20 protein-coding genes are annotated in these 19,612 nt (G+C 67.3%); 17 read left to right on the forward strand and 3 right to left on the reverse strand.

Annotation, left to right across the window (positions count from 1 at the left end; all coding sequences use genetic code 11):
* Position 1: 1 nt before the first annotated feature.
* From CVA01_RS02200 to CVA01_RS02210, 3 genes are read left to right on the forward strand one after another with little or no spacing between them, the layout of a single operon-like run.
* On the forward strand, positions 2-919 hold the full coding sequence (locus tag CVA01_RS02200) for an ABC transporter permease (protein WP_141328280.1): 918 nt from the start codon (positions 2-4) through the stop codon (positions 917-919).
* A 3-nt stretch (positions 920-922) separates the two neighbouring features.
* The gene (locus CVA01_RS02205; protein WP_141328282.1) at positions 923-1,828 is read left to right on the forward strand and encodes an ABC transporter permease; all 906 of its coding nucleotides are present in this window, start codon (positions 923-925) and stop codon (positions 1,826-1,828) included.
* A complete protein-coding gene (locus CVA01_RS02210; protein ID WP_141328284.1) occupies positions 1,798-3,216 on the forward strand; it encodes an NAD(P)/FAD-dependent oxidoreductase in 1,419 nt (472 codons plus the stop codon). The genes CVA01_RS02205 and CVA01_RS02210 overlap by 31 nt, the downstream gene beginning before the upstream one ends.
* Before the next feature lie 118 nt (positions 3,217-3,334).
* Here the strand turns inward: CVA01_RS02210 and CVA01_RS02215 are convergent, their stop codons facing one another.
* Positions 3,335-3,541 (reverse strand): hypothetical protein, encoded by a 207-nt coding sequence (locus CVA01_RS02215; protein WP_041630211.1) that lies wholly within the window; start codon positions 3,539-3,541, stop codon positions 3,335-3,337.
* A gap of 334 nt (positions 3,542-3,875) precedes the next feature.
* On the opposite strand from CVA01_RS02215, the gene CVA01_RS02220 reads away from it, so the two are divergent.
* Positions 3,876-5,288, forward strand: coding sequence for an MFS transporter (locus CVA01_RS02220; RefSeq protein ID WP_141328286.1), 1,413 nt, complete (start codon positions 3,876-3,878; stop codon positions 5,286-5,288).
* A 45-nt stretch (positions 5,289-5,333) separates the two neighbouring features.
* Here CVA01_RS02220 and CVA01_RS02225 read toward each other — a convergent pair whose 3' ends face one another.
* Together CVA01_RS02225 and CVA01_RS02230 are read right to left on the reverse strand one after the other, a co-directional pair.
* Positions 5,334-7,229 carry a BCCT family transporter gene (locus tag CVA01_RS02225; RefSeq protein WP_141328288.1) on the reverse strand — a complete coding sequence of 632 codons (1,896 nt, stop codon included), beginning with the start codon at positions 7,227-7,229 and terminating at the stop codon, positions 5,334-5,336.
* A gap of 40 nt (positions 7,230-7,269) precedes the next feature.
* Positions 7,270-8,232 carry a flavin reductase gene (locus CVA01_RS02230; RefSeq protein WP_141328290.1) on the reverse strand — a complete coding sequence of 321 codons (963 nt, stop codon included), beginning with the start codon at positions 8,230-8,232 and terminating at the stop codon, positions 7,270-7,272.
* A gap of 328 nt (positions 8,233-8,560) precedes the next feature.
* On the opposite strand from CVA01_RS02230, the gene CVA01_RS02235 reads away from it, so the two are divergent.
* The 13 genes from CVA01_RS02235 (at position 8,561) to CVA01_RS02295 (ending at position 19,607) form a co-directional block, all read left to right on the forward strand.
* Positions 8,561-9,271: a GntR family transcriptional regulator gene (locus CVA01_RS02235; RefSeq protein WP_141328292.1), complete on the forward strand. Its 711-nt coding sequence runs from the start codon at positions 8,561-8,563 to the stop codon at positions 9,269-9,271.
* A complete protein-coding gene (locus tag CVA01_RS02240) occupies positions 9,268-9,909 on the forward strand; it encodes an amino acid synthesis family protein (protein ID WP_141328294.1) in 642 nt (213 codons plus the stop codon). Before CVA01_RS02235 ends, CVA01_RS02240 begins: the two co-directional genes overlap by 4 nt.
* 1 nt (position 9,910) lies before the next feature.
* Entirely contained in the window at positions 9,911-10,480 is a 570-nt protein-coding gene (locus CVA01_RS02245; protein WP_141328296.1) for an amino acid synthesis family protein, read from the forward strand.
* 10 nt (positions 10,481-10,490) lie between these two features.
* Complete coding sequence (locus CVA01_RS02250) at positions 10,491-11,237, forward strand: alpha/beta fold hydrolase (RefSeq protein WP_141328298.1); 747 nt, start codon at positions 10,491-10,493, stop codon at positions 11,235-11,237.
* 23 nt (positions 11,238-11,260) lie between these two features.
* Positions 11,261-12,754, forward strand: a complete 1,494-nt coding sequence (locus tag CVA01_RS02255) for an aldehyde dehydrogenase (RefSeq protein WP_141328300.1) — start codon at positions 11,261-11,263, stop codon at positions 12,752-12,754.
* Positions 12,755-12,769: 15 nt separating this feature from the next.
* The gene (locus CVA01_RS02260; protein WP_141328302.1) at positions 12,770-12,961 is read left to right on the forward strand and encodes a tautomerase family protein; all 192 of its coding nucleotides are present in this window, start codon (positions 12,770-12,772) and stop codon (positions 12,959-12,961) included.
* Positions 12,961-14,007, forward strand: coding sequence for an LLM class flavin-dependent oxidoreductase (locus CVA01_RS02265; protein WP_141328304.1), 1,047 nt, complete (start codon positions 12,961-12,963; stop codon positions 14,005-14,007). The genes CVA01_RS02260 and CVA01_RS02265 overlap by 1 nt, the downstream gene beginning before the upstream one ends.
* 48 nt (positions 14,008-14,055) lie before the next feature.
* Complete coding sequence (locus CVA01_RS02270; protein ID WP_073884563.1) at positions 14,056-14,508, forward strand: riboflavin kinase; 453 nt, start codon at positions 14,056-14,058, stop codon at positions 14,506-14,508.
* 139 nt (positions 14,509-14,647) lie between these two features.
* Positions 14,648-16,204 carry a nucleobase:cation symporter-2 family protein gene (locus CVA01_RS02275; RefSeq protein ID WP_141328306.1) on the forward strand — a complete coding sequence of 519 codons (1,557 nt, stop codon included), beginning with the start codon at positions 14,648-14,650 and terminating at the stop codon, positions 16,202-16,204.
* Positions 16,205-16,386: 182 nt separating this feature from the next.
* Entirely contained in the window at positions 16,387-17,757 is a 1,371-nt protein-coding gene (guaD, locus tag CVA01_RS02280) for a guanine deaminase (protein ID WP_141328308.1), read from the forward strand.
* Positions 17,754-18,242 (forward strand): 2-oxo-4-hydroxy-4-carboxy-5-ureidoimidazoline decarboxylase, encoded by a 489-nt coding sequence (locus CVA01_RS02285; RefSeq protein ID WP_141328310.1) that lies wholly within the window; start codon positions 17,754-17,756, stop codon positions 18,240-18,242. The genes guaD and CVA01_RS02285 overlap by 4 nt, the downstream gene beginning before the upstream one ends.
* Positions 18,243-18,253: 11 nt before the next feature.
* On the forward strand, positions 18,254-18,622 hold the full coding sequence (gene uraH / locus CVA01_RS02290) for a hydroxyisourate hydrolase (RefSeq protein ID WP_014011153.1): 369 nt from the start codon (positions 18,254-18,256) through the stop codon (positions 18,620-18,622).
* A gap of 16 nt (positions 18,623-18,638) precedes the next feature.
* Complete coding sequence (locus CVA01_RS02295; protein ID WP_141328312.1) at positions 18,639-19,607, forward strand: AAA family ATPase; 969 nt, start codon at positions 18,639-18,641, stop codon at positions 19,605-19,607.
* Positions 19,608-19,612 lie beyond the last annotated feature (5 nt).

Genomic DNA, 19,612 nt, shown 5'->3' on the forward strand with positions numbered 1-19,612 from the left:
CATGAAAAAACTCGCCGCCAAGATCCTCGGCCCCGGCGCCCTGTCGTTCCCGACCTGGGCCTACGCCGTCTTCTTCTTCGTCATCCCCGTCGTCATGGTGCTGGCCTACAGTTTCGGCTCGAAGCCGGATGAGTTCACCACCGTCACCATGGGCGACCCGTCCTTCGACCGCTTCGGTGAGGCCCTCTCCGGGACCTTCCTCACCACCTTCGGCGCCACGCTGCGCATCTCGGTCCTCGGTACGATCCTCTGCCTGCTCATCTCCGTGCCCTTCGCCTACTGGTTGGCGGTGAAGGTCTCCGCGAAGTGGCGGGGCATCCTGCTGGCCCTGGTGATGGTGCCGTTCTGGACCAACTTCCTGGTCCGCACCCTGGGCTGGCAGATCATCCTCTCCCCGGACGGGTTCATGTCCGACCTGCTCATGGACCTCGGGCTGACGGGTTCGCCGCTGGACATCCTCTACACCCGCACCGCCGTCCAGATCGGTGTGGTCTACAACTACCTGCCGCTGATGATCATGCCGCTGTTCGTGGCGATCGACACCGCCGGTGAGAAGCTCCGTGAGGCGTCCCGCGACCTCGGCGCCGGCCGCTTCACCACCTTTTTCACGGTGACGCTGCCACTGGCCATGCCGGGTATCGTCTCCGGCTGCCTGCTCGTCTTCGTGCCGCTGACCGGCGACTACGTCACGGCGTCCGTCCTGGGCGGGGCGTCCGGCTCGATGATCGGCCAGCTCATCGCCAGCCAGTTCAACACCGCCCAGAACTGGGCGCTCGGCTCTGCGATGGCGGTCGTGCTGATCCTCGCCACGCTGCTCGTCGTGGCGGTCACCGCCCTGGTGCTGTGGGGCGTCCGGAAGATCACCGCGCACTACGCCCGCATCGAGCTCCCCGTTCCCGCCACCGTGAAGGAGGCCTGAGCCATGGCCACCGGACGCAAACGATCCCGCCTGAGCAATGCCCTGTTCCACCTCTGGGGAGTGCTCGTCTTCCTCTTCCTCTTCACGCCGATCCTCGTGATCGTCGTCTACTCCTTCAACACCGGCCGCATCCTCTCGAACTGGAAGGGCTTCGGCTTCGAGGCCTACACCAGCGCGATCAACAACGAGATCATCGTGAACTCGGTGATCACCAGCCTCAAGGCCGCGTTCCTCTCCGCGCTGCTCGCCACGGTCCTCGGCACGCTCGGCGGTATCGCCCTGGCACGTGCCCGCAAGGGTGCCTGGTGGGCGATAGGGCTGACCGGCCTGCTGGCGCTGACGCTGACCACCCCGGAACTCGTCGACGGTATCTCCTTCCTCCCGTGGTTCGTCACCCTCGGTGTGGACTGGGGCTTCTCCCCGGTGAACAACGGTATGGTCCGCCTGGTCATCAGCCACGCGATGTTCTCGCTGGCCGTGGTGACCTTCATCATCCGCGCCCGGATGGGCACCGTCGACAAGTCGCTGGAGGAGGCCGCTGCGGACCTCGGGGCGAACGCCTGGCACCGGTTCAAGGACATCACCCTGCCGATCGCCGCCCCCGGCGTGATGGCGGGCGCGCTGATGGCCTTCACCCTCAGCCTCGACAACACCATCCTCTCCAGTTTCGTCCAGCAGCCCGGCTACACGCCGTGGCCGGTGTACATCTTCGCCGCGGTGCGCGTGGCGCTGCGTCCGGAGGTCGCCGCAATGTCGACGATTATGCTGGTCCTGACGCTCGTCGCCCTGGGGCTGGTCGGACTGGTACTCAAGAAGACCGGCGAATCCGCATCCGGCATCGTCAAGACAATGGCAGGAAGCCAGAGGTACACGGACCCATGGGATCCCTCAACATCACCGGCGCCCTGAAGGACGCCTCGACCACCCCGTTCTGGCTGGACACCACCGACCGGCCTGCTCCAGAGCCCGCGCTGCGCGGCCATGAGGACGCCGACCTCGTCATCGTCGGCGGCGGGTTCACCGGACTGTGGACCGCGCTGCAGACCATTGAAGACGCCCCTACCAGCCGCATCGTGCTCCTCGAGGGCACCGAGATCGGCTGGGCGGCGTCCGGACGCAACGGCGGATTCTGCTCCGCCAGCCTCACCCACGGTGAGGAGAACGGCGACCACCACCTGCCCGCCGAGAATGGACGACTCACCGAGCTCGGCCTGGAGAACCTTGACGCCATCGAGGCGACCGTGGAGCGGCTCGGCCTGCACTGCGAGTTCGAGCGCACCGGTGAACTCTCGCTGGCCTTCGAGCCCTGGCAGGTCGAGCACCTCAAGGCCGCCCACGACCCGGAGAACGGTTTCCGCTGGCTGGACGCCGGGGAGATCCGGGATCACGTGCACGCTGCGGGCGTCCTCGGTGGACTGCTCGATGAGCGGAACAACGCGATGATCCACCCCGCAAAGCTGTGCTGGGAGCTCAAGCGGGTTCTGCTGGAGAAAGGCGTGGTCATCCACGAACACTCCATGGTGAGTGACCTGCGCGAAGAACTCGCCGGCATGGTCGTGGACACCGACCAGGGCTCGGTCACCACACCGAAGGTGGCGCTGGCGACGAACGTCTTCCCGACGCTGCTGAAGAAGACCGTGCTGCACACCGTGCCGGTGTACGACTACGCCCTGATGACCGAGCCGCTGACGGAGGCGCAGCCGGACGCGGTGGGCTGGCGTCACCGTGAAGGCCTGGATGACGTGACCAACCGGTTCCACTACTTCCGGCTCACCGACGACAACCGCATCCTCTGGGGCGGGTGGGACGCCGTCTACCACTTCGGCAAGAAGGTGCTCCCGAAGTACGACCAGCGTCCGGCCACGTTCGAGACCCTGGCGGGGCAGTTCTACGCCATGTTCCCGCAGCTCGACGGCGATGCGCCGGAAGGCGTCGACGGGGGAGTGGTCTTCAGCCACAAGTGGGGCGGTGTGATCGACACCTGCTCGCGTTTCTTCCCCTTCTTCACCACCGGCTACGGCGGGAAGGTGGCGTACACCGCCGGGTTCACCGGGCTGGGTGTGGGCGCCTCACGCTTCGCCGGGCGGGTGATGCTGGACCTGCTCAGTGGTGGGAAGACCGAGCTCACGGAGCTGGAGATGGTGCGGAAGATGCCGAAGCCCTTCCCGCCGGAGCCGGCCACGTGGCTGGGTGTCCAGATGATGACGAAGGCCCTGATCAAGGCCGACGAGAATGAGGGACGCCGGGGGCCCTTCCTCAAGGTGATGGATGCCCTGAAGATGGGCTTCGACAGCTAGGCGGCGTCCTACCCCGCATCCTGCCGGGCTATGTCCGCATCACGCAGTCTGAGGTTGTTCTGCAAGGGGTCAGAACAGCCTCAGGCTGCGTGTTGCGGACACCTGCTTCTAGCGTCCTCTAGCGTGCTGCGCGGAGCTGGCTGTGCAACTGGCGACGGGCGCGGCGCAGCCCCCAGGACGCCTGCTCGGTCTGCCAGTGGAGTTCGGAGGCGAGCTGGGCGAATGCCTCGTCGACGTCGATGAACCGACGGGTCATCCGTGCCTTCAGTGCCTCGACGGCAGCGGTGATGTGCTGGGCGCGTTCGGATTCGGAGAGGTTGTGCATGAAGGGCAGCCTAGCAAAGGCAAGGCTCTCCAGTGCAGAAACGGTATGTGTGGCGTAATCACTACCTCCGGACAGGGGGTGTGCCGGGGGTCCGCGTCCTGCTAGTGTCTCCACCCATGTACACCGGCACCGCTTTCCTGAAGCTCCGCACCCTCCGCTGACAGCGGAGAACGGTCGAGTCCACTCCCGTTCCCTCCGCTGTCCGACGGCCCACCGCACATCTGCGGGTCGTCGGGTAGCTCTTGACCCTGCCCTCAGCGCTGGCCTGCCCCCGCACTCCACCGGAGAGCAGAATGCCCCGTACAACCCAGCGCGCACAACCCCTGGTCACGATATGCGTACCTTCGTCCACATCCTCGTCAACACCGCCGTGGCCAACCTCGCCACGAGCTTCCTCTGGTTCGGCCTGACCTTCTGGATCTACGCCGAGACCCGCAATGTCATCGCCTCAGGTGCCGTCGGTGCCGCCTACATGCTGTTCGTCTCGGTGTGCAGCATGCTCTTCGGTACGCTCGTCGACCGGTTCGACAAGAAGGCCGTGATGGTCTGGGCGACGGTCTTCGCTCTCGGCATGTTCCTCATTGACCTGGCGTTCTTCGCCGTCGCCGGGGCCGACCGCCTGTCCGACATCACCCAGCTGTGGTTCTGGTTGTTCACGGCGATCATGCTCGCCGGCGCGGTCGTCGAGCAGCTCCGCGGCATCGCGCTGTCCACCACGGTCACCCTTCTTGTCCCGGAGGAACGACGCGCCAACGCCAACGGCATGGTCGGCACCGTCCAGGGACTGTCGATGCTGGTCACCAGTATCTTCAGTGGCCTGTCCGTCGGCTATCTCGGCATGGGCTGGACCATGGTCATCGGTACCGGGATCCTCGTCCCGGTGCTGCTCCACCTGGCGTCCCTCACGATCCGGGAGGACGCCACTGAGGACGCCACCGGGGACGCCGCTGAGGACGCCACCAGGGACGCCGCTGATTCCGCAGACGCCGAGAGCGCCGCGTCCCCCACCGGACTCGTCGACCTGCGCGGCGGCTGGGCCGCCGTTCTCGCCGTGCCCGGGCTGCTGGCCCTCATCCTCTTCACCACCCTGAACAACCTTTTCGGTGGGCTGACGATGACGCTGATGGACCCTTACGGCATCGAGCTGTTCGGGGTGCAGGGCTGGGGCATCGGCTTCGCCCTGGCCGCCACCGGGCTCTTCGTCGGTGGCGGCCTGGTCGCCGCGAAGGGGCTGGGACGCAATCCGGTGCGCACCATGCTGTTGTGCGCCGCGGCGGTCGGTGTGGTCGGTGCACTGTTCACGATCCGAGACGCCGGCTGGCTCTTCCTGCTCGGCTCGTGGCTGATGATGGGACTGATCCCCGCGGTCGAGGCGGCCGAACAGACTGTCATCCAGCAGGTCGTCCCGTACCGGAAGCAGGGGCGCGTCTTCGGCTTCGCGAACACCTTCGAGGCGGCGACGGCACCGGTGACCGGTCTGCTCGCCGCGCCGCTCGCGGAACTGTGGGTGATCCCGTACATGGAGACCGACGCCGGGCGGGACGCCTGGTCCTGGCTGGTCGGCACCGGTGAATCGCGCGGTATCGCCCTGGTCTTCGTCGCCGGTGGCGTGCTGTGTGTGCTGCTGTCACTGGCGGCACTGTGCACCCCGCAGTACCGGTTGCTGCGCACCGAGGTCACGGGCGGGGTCACGGGCGGGGATCACGCGGACGCCACACACAAACCCGGCACAGATCCACTGAACTGACGGGTTCAGCCGATCCGTGCCGGGTTGTGGTGGGTCGGGTGCCTGTTACTGCGTGGGTCCTGCGTCATCCGCAGATGCGTCAGCACCGTCATCACCTTCAGGAACGTGCGGCCACTCCGACGAGGGCTTCCGTGGATCGGCCTCGTACTCGGTCCACTTCCGACCGGAGGAGCCGATGGACTCGTCCTCGGACTCAGCGTCCGACAGTCCTGCCTCATCGAGTTCGGCCGCCGCGGTCGGTGCGGTGGCATAGCCGGGTTGACCGGCCAGGGCCGGGACCGTCCACCCGCGGGCCAGCAGGTCCTTCTGCCGCACCACCCGGGCGTAGTCGAGGTCGTGGTCCTCACGCAACGACTTCACCAGACTGACCGCCAGCAACGCGATGATGAACGCGAAGGGGAAGGCGGACAGCATCGACGCCTGCTGCAGGGCATCGAGACCACCGACCAGCAGCAGCACCGCCGCACTCAGGCCGGTGACCGCACCCCAGATCACGAGCACCGGTCGGGTCGGTTCCAGCGTCCCCCGGGAGGTCAGCATGGACAGGACGTAGGTGTTGGCGTCCGCACCGGAGACGAAGAACAGCACCACGAGCACGATCGTGATGAACGAGGTGATGGTGGCGATCGGCATGTTCTCGAGGGTGTCGAAGAAGGCGTTGTTCACGTTCTCCAACGCGGCCTTGCCGATCGCGCCATCGCCGTTGTCCATGTCGAACTTGATGGCGGTGCCGCCGAAGATGGTGAACCAGCCGAAGAAGATCAGTGACGGAACGCCCATGACACCGGCGACGAACTGCCGGATGGTGCGGCCCCGGGAGATCTTCGCCAGGAACACACCGACGAAGGCTCCCCAGCTCAGCCACCAGGCCATCATGAAGTAGGTCCACCACTGGTACCACTGGCCGTCCTCGGCGTTGAGCGGGGTGCGCAGTGACATGGCGAAGAAATCGGAGGCGTACTGGCCGACCGAACGGAAGAAGACATTGCCCAGGAAGCCGGTCGGACCGAAGACGAAGACGAAGATCACCAGGAAGATCGACAGGATCGAGGTGGTCTGGCTGAGGAACTTGATGCCCTTGTTCACGCCGGTCAGCGCCGAGAGGGTGAACATCACGGTCACACCGGCGATGATGACGACCTCGACGAAGGTGGAGTCGGAGACATGGAACAGGCGTCCCGCGCCTTCGGCGATGGTGGACGCGCCGAGGCCCAGGGAGGTGCAGGTGCCGAACAGGGTCGCGATGACGGCGAAGATGTCGATGACCTTGCCCTGCCAGCGGTTCATCGCCTCACCGAACAATGGCTTGAGGATGGGGGAGACCAGGCCGGTGTTGCCCCGGACGTGGGTCGAATAGGCCACTCCAAGCCCGAAGACCCCGAAGATCGCCCAGGCGTGGGGACCCCAGTCGAGGAAGGAGTACTGCAGGGCGCGGACTGCGGCGTCCTCCGTACCTGCTTCGGCGAGGCCGTGCGGCGGGGAGGCGAAGTGGCTGATCGGCTCGGCCACGCCGTAACTGATCAGGCCGATGCCCATGACCGCCGAGATGATCATGGCGAGCCAGGACAGCGTGCTGAACTCGGGCTTCTCGTCGGGCCGGCCAAGGACGACCGTGCCGAAGCGGCTGAAGGCGAGCCAGACCATCAGGCAGATACAGCCGAGGGCGACGGCGAGGTAGGTCCAGCCGAAGCTCTCGGCGATCCAGTTCATCGAGTTCGTCAGGGCGCTGTTCAGCCCGTCCGGGGTGATCGCCGCCCAGATGACGAGTGCGGCGACGATGGCCAGGGACACCCAGAAGACGGCTCCGGGGCGGTGGCGTCGGGCGTAGGCGTCCTCCAGGGCGGGGGAACTGCCCTGGACCGGGTCGAGACCGCGGCCCGGCAGGCCCTCTTTCCGGGGGTGGGACGCATTGTGCGTGGTGGGATCCGTGGGTGTGCTCACGGGGTTCTCCGGTTTCTGTGCGGGGAGAGGGGGAAGCGGGTCAGTCGAGCGGGGTCAGCTCATGGCTCTCGAAGAACTGGCCGGCCTTGTAGATGATCGGGTCATTGTCGGTGGACTCCGAAGCGCGGACGCGACCCACGAAGATGGTGTGGGTCAGTGCCTGGAACCGCTCCTTGATCTCGACCTCGACAGAGGCGGAGGAGCCGTCGAGCAGCGGCGAGCCGTTCGGGCCCTGGTGCCACTCGAGGTCGGCGAACTTGTCGGCGCCCTTGGACGCAAAGGTACGCAGGGTGTCCCGCTGGTTACAGCCGAGAATGTTGATGCCCATGTGGGAGGCACCGAACAGGGAGGCGTAGGTCGAGGACGTCTTCTGGACGCAGACCATCACCAGCGGCGGCTCCAGGGAGACCGAGTTGTAGGAGTTCACGGCCAGGCCACGGGGCTTGCCCTCGTCGTCCATGGTGGTGACGACGGTGACGCCGGTGATGAACTGCCGGTTGAAGGCCTTGAGCGCTTCCTTGGTCGGCGCGCCGTCGAGGTTGTCCCAGACGGCTTCGGTGTCCTGGTCGAAGGCGGAACTGAGCGACTTCAGGCCGAGGTCGGCGAGCAGTGCGGAGGTGTCCCAGGTGGCTTCCTCGAGGGCGATCCGACCGGCGTCGAAGGTGAGCAGGTTGGAACCGTGGGTGACGACCTTCGTCCCGGTCGGCGGCACGTCGCCGAAGGGTTCGGTGAAAGTGCCGGTGGAGTGCCAGTAGACCGCGGCCTTGCAGTCGCGCTCGTCGCCGTCGATGACGATGTGGTCGACGGTGGTGGTGAGGTCCGGGAAGGCGTCGCGGATGGCGAGGATGTCGCGCTTGATGGCGTCGAGTCCGGTGGTGGTCGTGGAGCGGGTGCTGCGACGCTGGTAGTTCTGCGCGGTGAGCTGGTCGAAGACGGTGACGTCGCCCTTGTTCCAGGCGGCGTCCCAGGCGTTCGTGATGGACGTCTTCAGGTTGTTGGTCATATGCACCTCTTTCGGTTGGCTGCCTGTTGACGTTGCATGCAACAGGCCGTCGGCTCTTGTATTCAAGACACGGTAGACAGTGAGCATGGTCACGTCAATGGGGAGGACAAAACTTTTTCCGAAGGACGCCACCTCCCGGTCGCGGACCATGGACGGAGCACTTCCGCGTACCGGTGAAAGTCTCCTGAATACGGTAATTCTGCATGTAGATGTAACAATTCATGTCATCTCCCGGAAACAGGGAGGGGGTCGAGAGATGGTTACCCCCGGTGAAAAACATGCGTCCGACCCCTTGCGTGCGTCGGTATTCCGTGGCACAGTCGCTTGCATGCAACAGACAGCCACTGAGAACACTCCGGGCACTCCTCTGATCGAACAGATCAGGTCCCGCATCATCTCCGGTGAGCTCGCCCCCGGGGAGCTCATCCCCGAGACCGCGCTGGCCGAGGAGTTCAACGTCAGCCGCACCCCGGTCCGCGAGGCCTTCAAGGTCCTGCAGATGGAGGGCCTGGTCCACATCCGCCCCCGCGTCGGCACTTTCGTCCACGAGCCCTCACGCCGGGAGATCGTCGAGATGTTCCAGATCAAGGAGAGCCTGGAGGGGCTCGCGGCATCCCTCATGGCCCGCCGCGGGGATATCCCGGAGCTGGAGGCGCTGCAGCGCAACGTCGAGGATTCAGACGCCGCCGCGTCCGCCGGGGATTCGGCCCGGTACGCCGAACTGGTCGGCGAGTTCCACTGGACGCTCGTGCGTGGTGCGGACAACTCGAAACTCACCGAGACCTACAGCTGGTTGATGAACCAGCTGGCCTATGAACGTCTCGTGAGCAGCACCGTCGCCGATCCGAAGCGGCTCACCGAGTCGGACCGGGAGCACCACAAGGTGCTGGAGGCGATCCGGCAGAAGGACCCCTTCGGGGCAGAGATGGCGATGCGGGACCACGTCCACGCGTCCAGCCGGGCGGCACTGCACCGGACCTTCGGGAATACCGACACAACAGACACAGCACACACAGCAGACACAGAGGAGCAGCAGTGAGCACACCCACCACCTTCGAGGAACTCGGTGCCGCCCTCGGCGTCCGCCGGGTCACCCTCGTGACCGAGGAGGTCATCGCCGAGGCCGGCGCGACCCTGGAGACCCCGGTCCACAAGGCCGCGGCGATCGCCGTGGTGAAGAACCCGTGGATCGTCGACGGGGTCTCCACCGGCACCGACGCCGACCTCAATGACGCGACCCAGGAGATCGCCCCGGTGATCGCCAAGCTGCTCGCCGACCGACTCGTCGAGACTCTCGGCGGCGCCGGCAACATCGAGGCCTTCGGCAAGGCGGCGCTGGTCGGCACGGACGGCGAGCTGGAGCACGCCGGCGCGCTGATCCACACCCCGTACTTCGGCAACCTCCTCCGCGAGATGCTCGAGGGCACCTCGATCATCTGCTTCACCGACGGCCGTACCGAACCCGGCACGGACGTCCACGTCCCGATGTGGCACAAGACCCACGCTGCCAACCGGGACCACTACCAGACCATCGACGTCTCCCTGGCGGACGCCCCGCACGCCGACGAGATCTGCGTCATCGCCGCGGCATCCACTGGACCGCGTCCCTTCCCCCGCATCGGGGACCGCACGACCGACATCCCCGTCACCACCGACATCCTGAAAGGCAGAATCTAGAATGACTCTCGGACACCTTGAACTCCGCAAGCTCACCACCACCGTCGACGAGATCTTCACCGAGGGCGGACGCGAGGTCAGCCCCGCCAAGCGCGTGGTCGTCGTCGCCGCGGTCATCAGGAACCCGTGGGCCGGGCAGGGCTTCGTCGAGGACCTCGCCCCCGGCATCGACGCCACCGCCTCTGACCTGGGCGCCCTGCTCGCCCCGCGCGTCATGGAGGCCCTCGGCGGCCCGCTGGAGGCCTTCGGCAAGGCCGCCATCGTCGGCACCGACGGCGAGATCGAGCACGGTTCCGCGCTCATCCACACCCTGAAGTTCGGCAACCACTTCCGGGACGCCGCGAACGCCTCGACCCTGCTGCCCGCCGTCGAGAAGCGCGGCGTCTCCGGCGCCCCCTTCGACATGCCGCTGAAGCACTTCACGGACGCCACCGTCCGCTCCCACCACCAGACCGTCGAGTGCCGGGTGTCGGACGCCCCGCACGCCGACGAGATCGTCATCGCCCTCGGCGGCACGGCGTCCGGTCGCCCGCAGGAACGCCTCGCGTCCTTCAACGCGGCGGAGAAGTAGAGGCCATGTCATGACCGGCGCACCGATCGTCCTGCTGCACGGGGTGGGACTCGACCGCACGATCTGGGACGCCGTGTCCGCCGAACTCGGCCGCGTCCTCCCGGACTCTGAGGTCATCGCGCTCGACCTGCCCGGCCACGGCGCACAGCCGCCGCTGACCCACGAGGTCAGCCTCGGTGACCTGGCGGCCGACGTGCTCGACCGGATGCCGGCCGGGCCGGTGCACCTTGTCGGATTCTCGGTCGGCGCCCTCATCGCGCAGCACATCGCCGTGCACCACCCGGACCGCGTTCTCACCCTGACCTGCGTGAACTCGGTCTGCGACCGGAATGGGCAGGAGGCCGCTGCCGTCGCCGGACGCCTGGAGACCGCCGGGGTCGACTTCGCCCTCGGGGCCGAACGCGCCGTGGACCGCTGGTTCCCGGACGGCGCCGGCATCCCCGGCGCACCGGCCCTGCGGGACCGCACCCGGCGCATCCTGCTGGCCAATGACGTGCCCTCCTACCTGCACGTCTACCGGGTCTTCGCCACCGGGGACGCCGAACTCGCCCCCGAACTGCACCGCATCACCGTGCCGGTGCTCGCCGTCACCGGATCGGAGGACCCGGGGTCGACCCCGGAGATGTCGTACCGGATCGCCGAGCGCATCCCCGGCACTCACGTCCACATCATCCAGGGCGCCCGGCACATGGTGCCGGACACCCACCCAGAGCTGCTCAGCGCACTGATCGCTGAACTCGTGAGCACCACCCGTTAAAACCACCGGAAGGAGTGGGAACTGTGTCTTCCACCACCACTGACCGTCTCGACCATTTCATCAACGGAGAGCGACGCGCCCCTGCGTCCGGCGAATACTTCGCCTCCACCAACCCGGCCACCTGCGAGACCCTCTACCAGGTCGCACGCGGCACCGACGAGGATGTCGCCGCCGCCGTCGACGCCGCAGCCACGGCCTTCCGCAGCCCCGCGTGGGCCGGCCTGACCGCCACGAAGCGTGGTCACCTGCTCCGCCGGTTCGGCGACCTCATCGGGGAGTACGGCGACGAACTCGCCCTCTACGAGAGCCTCGACAACGGCAAGCTGCTGCGCGAGATGCGCGGCCAGCTCAAGAGCGTGCCGGAGTACCTCTACTACTACGGTGGCCTGGCCGACAAGATCCAGGGCTCGCAGATCCCGGCGACGAGCCTGGACATCATCAACTTCACCATGCGTGAACCGCTGGGCGTGGTCGGTGCGATCACCCCGTGGAACTCGCCGATCACGCTGACCATCTCGAAGCTCGCCCCGGCCCTGGCCGCAGGAAACACCCTGGTCATCAAGCCCTCGGAGTACACCTCGCGCACTATCATCCGGCTCGCCGAGATCGCCTCCGAGGCAGGCTTCCCCGACGGCGTCGTCAATGTCGTCACCGGCTACGGTTCAGAAGCCGGTGCCGCCCTGGTCGATGACCTGCGCCTGGCGAAGATCTCCTTCACCGGCTCCACCGCCACCGGCTCCGGCATCGCGAAGTCCGCCGCCGGACGCTTCATCGGCTGCACCCTCGAGCTCGGCGGCAAGTCCCCGAACATCGTCTTCGGGGACGCGGATGTCGACAACGCCGCCATGGGAGTCGTCGCCGGTGTCTTCGCCGCCGCCGGCCAGACCTGCATCGCCGGGTCCCGCGTCTTCGCCCACCGCTCCGTCTACGACGAGCTGCTGGAGAAGGTCAGCCGGCGGGCGTCCACCATCAAGATCGGCAACCCGCTCGACGATGACACCGAGCTCGGGCCGCTGGCCTTCGAGGATCAGCTCAACAAGGTGAAGTCCTATATCGAGCTGGGGAAGTCCGAGGGCGCGACCGTGCACTACGGCGGTGAGCGTCCGGACGTCGACCTGCCCGGCTACTTCCTGCAGCCGACCGTCCTCACCGACGCCACCAACGACATGCGCGTCTGCCGTGAGGAGATCTTCGGCCCGGTCACCGCTGTCATCCCCTTCGAGACGGAGGAGGAGGTGCTCCGCCAGGCGAACGACACCGAGTACGGCCTCGCCGCCGGTGTGTGGACCTCGAACCTGCAGCGGGCGATGCGCATGTCGCGTGGCCTGGAGGCAGGCACGGTGTGGATCAACACCTACCGGGCGATGTCGCCGATGTCGCCGCGGCAGGGATTCAAGAAGTCCGGTGTCGGCATCGAGCACGGCATCGAGTCCATGAACGAGTACACCCGCCTGAAGTCCGTCTGGATCAACACCGACGAGGGCCCGGTCGCCGACCCCTTCGTCATGCGCGGCTAGTTGAGGAGGACCCACATGCCATTCATCGACATCTCCATCGCCGCAGGACGCAGCCCCGAGCAGCTCCGGGCGCTGATCGACGGCGTCCACAAGGTCGCGGAACAGACCGTGGACGCCGCCCCCGAGAACATCACCGTCATCGTCCGCGAGGTACCGCACGACCTGTGGGCCCGCACAAACGTCACTATCGCCGAAAGGAACTCATAATGCGTTTCTCACTGTTCATCCACATGGAGCGCTGGGATAACTCCATCTCCCACGAAGAGCACTGGAACAACCTCGTCGAGCTCGTGCAGCTGGCCGAGACCGGTGGATTCGGCACCGTCTGGACCGGCGAGCACCACTCGATGGAGTACACCGTCGCCCCGAACCCGATGGTCTCCCTGGCGGCCCTGGCCGGCAAGACCAGCACCATCCGGCTCGGTGCGGGCACCATCATCGCCCCGTTCTGGAACCCGGTGCGCGCCGCCGGTGAGACCGCGCTGCTCGACGTCATCTCGGGAGGACGCGCCGAGATCGGCGTGGCCCGCGGTGCCTACCAGTTCGAGTTCGACCGCCTGGCCGGTGGCCTGTCCGCCAAGGACGGCGGCACCTACCTGCGTGAACTCATCCCGGCGATGAAGAAGCTGTGGGAGGGCGACTACGCCCACGACGGTGAGCACTGGTCCTTCCCGACCTCCACCTCGGTGCCGAAGCCGGTCCAGGGTGACGGCCCGACGGTGTGGGTCGCGGCCCGCACCGCCGAGACCCACGACTTCGCCGTCGCCGAGGGCTGCAATGTCCAGGTCACCCCGCTGATGAAGGACGACGCCGAGGTCAAGGACCTCAAGGACAAGTTCGACGGTGCCGTCGCCAATCACCCGGAGATCGAGCGGAAGCCCGAGATCATGGTCCTGCGCCACACCTTCGTCCACTCCCCGGACGAGCCTGAAGCATGGCGTCCTGCCGCCGAGGCCGTGAGCCGCTACTACCGCACCTTCAGCTCCTGGGCCTTCGGCAAGAAGACCCCGGAAAACGGCTTCCTTGACCCGCAGCCGCTGGAGACCGTTGCCGAGCGTCCCGAGTTCGACGTCGATTCCCTCCACAAGTCCGCGATGATCGGTACTCCGGAGGAGGTCACCGCCCGTCTGAAGAACTACGAGGACATGGGTTACGACGAGTACTCCTACTGGATCGACAACTCGATGGCCCATGAGGAGAAGAAGGCCTCGCTGCAGCTCTTCATCGACCAGGTCGTCCCCAACTTCCGGTAGGACGCCCGACTCATCCGTATCCACCCTGACCAACCTCAGGAGGTCACCATGCACATCGTCACAGGCACCGTCGAGCACGGTGATAAGCGGGGACGCGAACTCGGGTTCCCGACCGCGAACATCGCGGTCACCGGGCTGAGCCCGGAGCAGGAGGCGGACCTCACCGGCGTGTGGGCCGGTGTCGCCGAGGACCTCGGAGATGGTCCTGACGGGGCTGGTACCGACCCTGTCGGCGGTGAGACCCTCACGGTAACCGTGTCCATCGGGCGGCGTCCCACGTTCTACGGCCCGGAAGGCATGTTCCTACTGGAAGCCTTCGTCCTGGACTTCCCGGCGGGCCACTCGAAGAACCTCTACGGGCGGACCCTGGCGGTGCACCTGTGCGAGCGGCTGCGCGGCCAGCTGGCCTTCGACTCCGTCGACGCGCTGATCGAGTGCATGGACTCCGATGTGGCCCGCACGCGGGAGTGGGCGGCGACGCACGCGAGCGTCGCCAACTGACCCGAATCGGTACTTTCGGCCGGGCTCAATCGACAGAATCGGGTCGGTTCCTGACAGCGTCCCCGACCGGGCACGTTCCACGTTCTCCTGCAACACCGGCGTCACCTGGCGGTAACACGGCCCGCGGACACTGACGGGCATGAATGTTTCCGTTCCTGAGACCGCCGGGACTGACGAGGCAACCCCCGTCCACCCGGTCGACCAGCGTCCGCCCCTGCCCAGGCTGATCATCCTCGGGCTGCAGCACGTCCTGGCGATGTACGCCGGTGCCGTCGCCGTGCCGCTCATCGTCGGTGGCGCACTGATCAACGCCGGCCAGTTCGACGCCGCCGACCTGCACCACCTGGTCGTCGCGGACCTGTTCGTCGCCGGTATCGCCTCGGTGATCCAGTCGATCGGACTGTGGCGGTTCGGCGCGAAACTGCCGCTGATGCAGGGTGTCTCCTTCGTCGCCGTCGCCCCGATGATCTCCATCGGCTCCGAGCACGGCGTCACCGCGATCTACGGGTCGGTGATCGTCACCGGTGTGGTGATGATCCTCGTCGCCCCGCTGTTCGCGAAGATCGTCCGCTACTTCCCGCCACTGGTCACCGGCACGATCATCACCGTGGTCGGACTGTCCCTGCTGTCCGTCGCCGCCGGCTGGGTCTTCAACGGTTCCGCCGCCGACGAGGCCGACCAGGGGACCGCAGCGGGCTTCGTCCTGGCGCTCGTCACGCTGGTCATCGTCATCGCCATCCACCGGTTCGCCCCCGCGTCGATGAAGTCACTGGCCGTGCTCGGCGGCATCATCGTCGGCACCGTCATCGGCCAGTTCATGGGCAAGACCGACTGGTCCGAGGTCGGGCCCGCCGACTGGGTAGGCGTGCCGACACCGTTCCAGTTCGGCGCCCCCACCTTCGATGCGGCGTCCATCTTCACCATGGTCATCGTCGGCCTTGTCATCATGACCGAGACCACCGGCGACATCATCGCCATCGGTGACGTGGTGAAGAAGCCGGTCGACGGCCGCACCCTGTCCGACGGTCTGCGCGCCGACGGCCTGTCCACCGTCCTCGGTGGTGTCTTCAACACCTTCCCCTACACGGCCTTCGCCCAGAACGTCGGCCTGGTCTCCCTGTCGCGCATCGCGTCCCGCTTCGTCGTCACCGCCGCCGGCGTCATCCTCGTCCTGCTGGGCCTGCTGCCCAAGATGGGTGCGGTCGTCACCGGTATTCCGTCCGAGGTGCTCGGCGGTGCCGGTGTCGCCCTGTTCGGCATGGTCACCGCATCCGGCATCAGGACGCTGTCCACCGTCGCCTGGACGGAGACCCGCGCCCTGATCGTCGGCGTGTCCATCGCCGTGGCGATGCTGCCGAGCGTGCAGCCGGGCATGTACGAGAAGCTGCCGGACGAGCTCGGCATGATCGTCGACTCCGGTATCTCCGCCGGCGCGATCGTCGTCATCCTGCTGAACCTGCTGCTCAACCGGGAAAACGGCGGGCACCTCGCCCCGGCGCTGGCGGGGAAGCAGGAGACCGCCGGTGGCCCGACCGGAGACTCCGAATCCACCTCGGTTGTGCTCAACAACTCCGAGCGTGCGGCCGCCTGGGCGGTACGGAAGGCGGAGGACGCCCGCACCGCCGTCGCCGAGGCCCGCGCTGCGGCGGCGAAGGCGGAGGAGATCCGTGCCGCCGAGGAGCGGAAGCAGGAGTAGCCCGGCTGCTGCGCGATGCGCCGATGTGACACGGCCGAAACACGGCTCCGGCATACTCGTGCCCATGAGACACGGGACAGGACACCTCCGGGCGTGGACCAGGGGACAGATCGCCCACGGGGCGTGAGCGGGCATCACACCGCCCAGCCCCTCTGCGACCCCATTCCCCAGGAGAATCCCCCGTGGACATCCACCTCGGTCACGTCGTCACCCCGCAGGACGCGACCTCCACCAACACCTCGCCCAGCACCCCCGAACTGCTCGACATCCCGAACGGCGCCGTCGTCGTCGACGGCTCCACCATCGTGGCGGTGGGGGAGGCGTCCGACATCCTGGACGCCTACCCTGACACTGCCTTCCTCGACCACGGCGACGCACTGATCATCCCCGGCCTCGTGGACTGCCACGTCCACTATCCGCAGATCGGGATGATCGCCTCGCCCGGCGAGCAGCTGCTCGACTGGCTCGACCGCTACACCTTCCCCGCCGAAGCCCGCTTCGCCGAGAAGGCCCATGCCGAGGCCACCGCGGAGTTCTTCACCGACCAGCTGCTCCGCAACGGTGTCACCACCGCCCTGGTGTTCTCCACGGTCCACGCGCACAGCGTGGACGCCCTGTTCACGGCCGCGCAGCGTAAGGACCTGCGGATCATCACGGGCAAGATATGCATGGACCGCAACGCCCCGGCCGACCTGCTCGACACCCCCGAGTCCGCCGTCGCGGACAGTAAGGCACTCATCGATCGCTGGCACGGGACCGGACGCCTGGAGTACGCCATCACCCCGCGTTTCGCACCGACCTCCTCGGACGCCCAGCTCCGGGCCCTCGGTGAGCTCGCCGCCGACTACCCGGACGTCGTCATCCAGACCCACCTCGCGGAGAACACCGCCGAGTGTGACTGGGTGGCAGAACTGTTCCCGCAGGCAACCGACTACACCGATGTCTACGACCGCGCCGGTCTGGTCCGGGAACGCGGCGTCTTCGGCCATGCGGTCCACCTCAGTGACCGCGAACTCACCCGTCTCGACGAGGCCCGGGCCTCGCTGGCACACTGCCCGACCTCGAACAATTTCCTCGGCTCCGGACTCTTCCCGCTCAAGGACATCCGCAGCAAGGTCCCGGACCTGCGCATCGGTTTCGGCTCGGATGTCGGCGCCGGCACCTCGCTGTCCCCGCTGGCCACGGCGGGGGAGGCGTACAAGGTCTCCCGTCTCCTCGCCAGTTCCACCGGCTCCGCCCCGCTGACCGCCGCCGACCTGCTGCACCACGCCACCCTCGACGGTGCCCGTGCCCTCGGGGTGGACGCACACGTCGGCAGCCTCACACCGGGGAAGGACGCCGACCTCGTCATCCTCGACCCGGCAGCCGGCACTGCCGCGTCCGGGACACCCGCCGATCCCGTCCTCGCCCACCGTGCCGCACAGTGCACCACCACCGAGGAGCTCCTCTTCGCCTGCCTCATGCTCGGCGACGACCGGACGGTCGCGGGGGTGGTGGTCAACGGCACGCTGGTGGGGACGCCGGGTGCGGGGATGGCTACGATGGCGCCATGACCACGTTCACCCTCGCCGACTTCAACGACGCCCCGGCCGCCGACGTCACCCCGGAACTGGAGGCCGTCTTCGGTTCCGCTCCTCTGGCCGTCTCGGTGGCCGACGCCCGCCCGTTCACCTCGGTCGACGCACTCGTCGACGCGGCGTCCTCCCTGCTTGCGGCCCAGCCGGAGTCTGAGGTCCTGGCGGCGGTCAACGCCCACCCCCCGATCGGCGGCAGCGTCTCCACCGGCTCCCGGTCCGCCTCCGAGCAGGCGGGTGCGACGGAGTCCGCCGACCTGGACGCCGTGCGTGAGCTCCAGCCGACCTACCGGGAGCACTTCGGCTGGAATTTTCTCATCAAGGCCGCCGGTCGGTCGAGTGCGGAGATCCGGGCCGAGCTGGAGCGACGGCTCACAGTCGACCCGGCCGAGGAGTGGCTGTTCAGCATCAGCCAGCTCGACGCCATCAACGGACTGCGCCTGCGCGGCACCGTCAACGACTAAGGAGCACCATCATGAGTCTGTCCACGCACTGCCTCAACACCACCACCGGTCTGCCCGCCCAGGGCCTGCAGGTCGAACTCGTCAAGCTCGAGGTCACCGACCACGGCCCGGACGTCACCGCCGATCCGACTGTCCTGGAGTCCGCCACGACCGACGCCGACGGCCGGTACCGTTTCACCGTCGACCCGGCCCCGGGCACCTACCGCCTGCGCTTCCACACCGGTGACTTCCTCGCCGCCGCCGACACCGCCACCCTTTACCCGTGGGTGGACATCACGTTCACTGTCGAGGACCCCGAGGTGGACCCGGCGACCCCTTCCCACCTGCATATTCCGCTGCTGCTCAACCCCTTCGGCTACTCCACCTACCGCGGATCCTGAGGGGGAGGACGCGTCGATGAACGACACCACCACTGACGCCGCCGTCACAGCGGTCCGCGATCTGGCCCACACCCTGCACACCTCCCTGGCGCAGGTCCTCAAGGGCAAGACCGCGGCGATCGACGCCGTCATCACCACCGTGCTGGCCGGCGGGCACGTCCTGCTGGAGGACGTCCCCGGCGTCGGTAAGACGACCCTGGCCACAGCCCTCGCCGGATCGGTGAACGCCGAGGTCCGGCGCATCCAGTTCACCTCGGACATGCTGCCCACCGACGTCACCGGCGTGACCGTCTACGACGACGAGGCCCGGCGCTTCCAGTTCCACCCCGGCCCCGTCTTCACCAATTTCGCCGTGGGTGACGAGGTCAACCGGGCCTCGCCGAGGACGCAGTCCGCCCTGCTGGAGGCGATGGCCGAACGTCGCGTCACCGTCGACGGCACCACCCATGACCTGCCGGACCTGTTCATGGTCATCGCGACCCAGAACCCGCAGGACATGGCCGGGACCTTCCCGCTGCCCGAGGCGCAGCGTGACCGTTTCATGACCCGGATTTCGCTGGGCTACCCGGAGCCGCAGGCGGAGATCGACATGGTGCTCTCCCAGGGTGCGCGGCGTCCTGAGGAGCTGGTGCGCAGCGTCGTCAGTGTCGACGACGTCCTCGCCGCCCAGCATGCGGTCCGGGACATCGCCGTCGGTGAGCCGGTCGCCCGCTACCTGGTGGACATTGTCTCGGCGACGCGGCGTCACCCCGACATCGCCCTCGGCGCCAGCCCACGTGCCACCCTGCACCTGATCCGCGCGGCCCGGGCACGTGCGGCGATGCAGGGCCGTGGCTTCGTCATCCCCGACGATGTCGCCCACCTGGCGGCCATGGTGCTGCCGCACCGCCTGTCGATGCGGGGACGCTTCGCCACGGTCGGCGACGCCCACTCCACGGCGGTGACTGTCGTCTCCCGGATCGTCGCCTCGACCGGGCTGCGCTGACGGGG

The sequence above is a fragment of the Corynebacterium variabile genome (genome assembly GCF_006539825.1).
Taxonomy (GTDB): Bacteria; Actinomycetota; Actinomycetes; order Mycobacteriales; family Mycobacteriaceae; genus Corynebacterium; species Corynebacterium variabile.

Excerpts from the sequence above, each read along its gene's own strand:
- CVA01_RS02235 (WP_141328292.1), top strand. The coding sequence starts at position 8,561 with ATGCAACAGACAGCCACTGAGAACACTCCGGGCACTCCTCTGATCGAA.
- CVA01_RS02205 (WP_141328282.1), top strand. The coding sequence starts at position 923 with ATGGCCACCGGACGCAAACGATCCCGCCTGAGCAATGCCCTGTTCCAC.
- CVA01_RS02210 (WP_141328284.1), top strand. The coding sequence starts at position 1,798 with ATGGGATCCCTCAACATCACCGGCGCCCTGAAGGACGCCTCGACCACC.
- CVA01_RS02265 (WP_141328304.1), top strand. The coding sequence starts at position 12,961 with ATGCGTTTCTCACTGTTCATCCACATGGAGCGCTGGGATAACTCCATC.
- CVA01_RS02220 (WP_141328286.1), top strand. The coding sequence starts at position 3,876 with ATGCGTACCTTCGTCCACATCCTCGTCAACACCGCCGTGGCCAACCTC.
- CVA01_RS02295 (WP_141328312.1), top strand. The coding sequence starts at position 18,639 with ATGAACGACACCACCACTGACGCCGCCGTCACAGCGGTCCGCGATCTG.
- CVA01_RS02230 (WP_141328290.1), bottom strand. The coding sequence starts at position 8,232 with ATGACCAACAACCTGAAGACGTCCATCACGAACGCCTGGGACGCCGCC.
- CVA01_RS02245 (WP_141328296.1), top strand. The coding sequence starts at position 9,911 with ATGACTCTCGGACACCTTGAACTCCGCAAGCTCACCACCACCGTCGAC.
- CVA01_RS02275 (WP_141328306.1), top strand. The coding sequence starts at position 14,648 with ATGAATGTTTCCGTTCCTGAGACCGCCGGGACTGACGAGGCAACCCCC.
- CVA01_RS02215 (WP_041630211.1), bottom strand. The coding sequence starts at position 3,541 with ATGCACAACCTCTCCGAATCCGAACGCGCCCAGCACATCACCGCTGCC.
- uraH (WP_014011153.1), top strand. The coding sequence starts at position 18,254 with ATGAGTCTGTCCACGCACTGCCTCAACACCACCACCGGTCTGCCCGCC.
- CVA01_RS02285 (WP_141328310.1), top strand. The coding sequence starts at position 17,754 with ATGACCACGTTCACCCTCGCCGACTTCAACGACGCCCCGGCCGCCGAC.
- CVA01_RS02250 (WP_141328298.1), top strand. The coding sequence starts at position 10,491 with ATGACCGGCGCACCGATCGTCCTGCTGCACGGGGTGGGACTCGACCGC.
- CVA01_RS02270 (WP_073884563.1), top strand. The coding sequence starts at position 14,056 with ATGCACATCGTCACAGGCACCGTCGAGCACGGTGATAAGCGGGGACGC.
- CVA01_RS02260 (WP_141328302.1), top strand. The coding sequence starts at position 12,770 with ATGCCATTCATCGACATCTCCATCGCCGCAGGACGCAGCCCCGAGCAG.
- CVA01_RS02200 (WP_141328280.1), top strand. The coding sequence starts at position 2 with ATGAAAAAACTCGCCGCCAAGATCCTCGGCCCCGGCGCCCTGTCGTTC.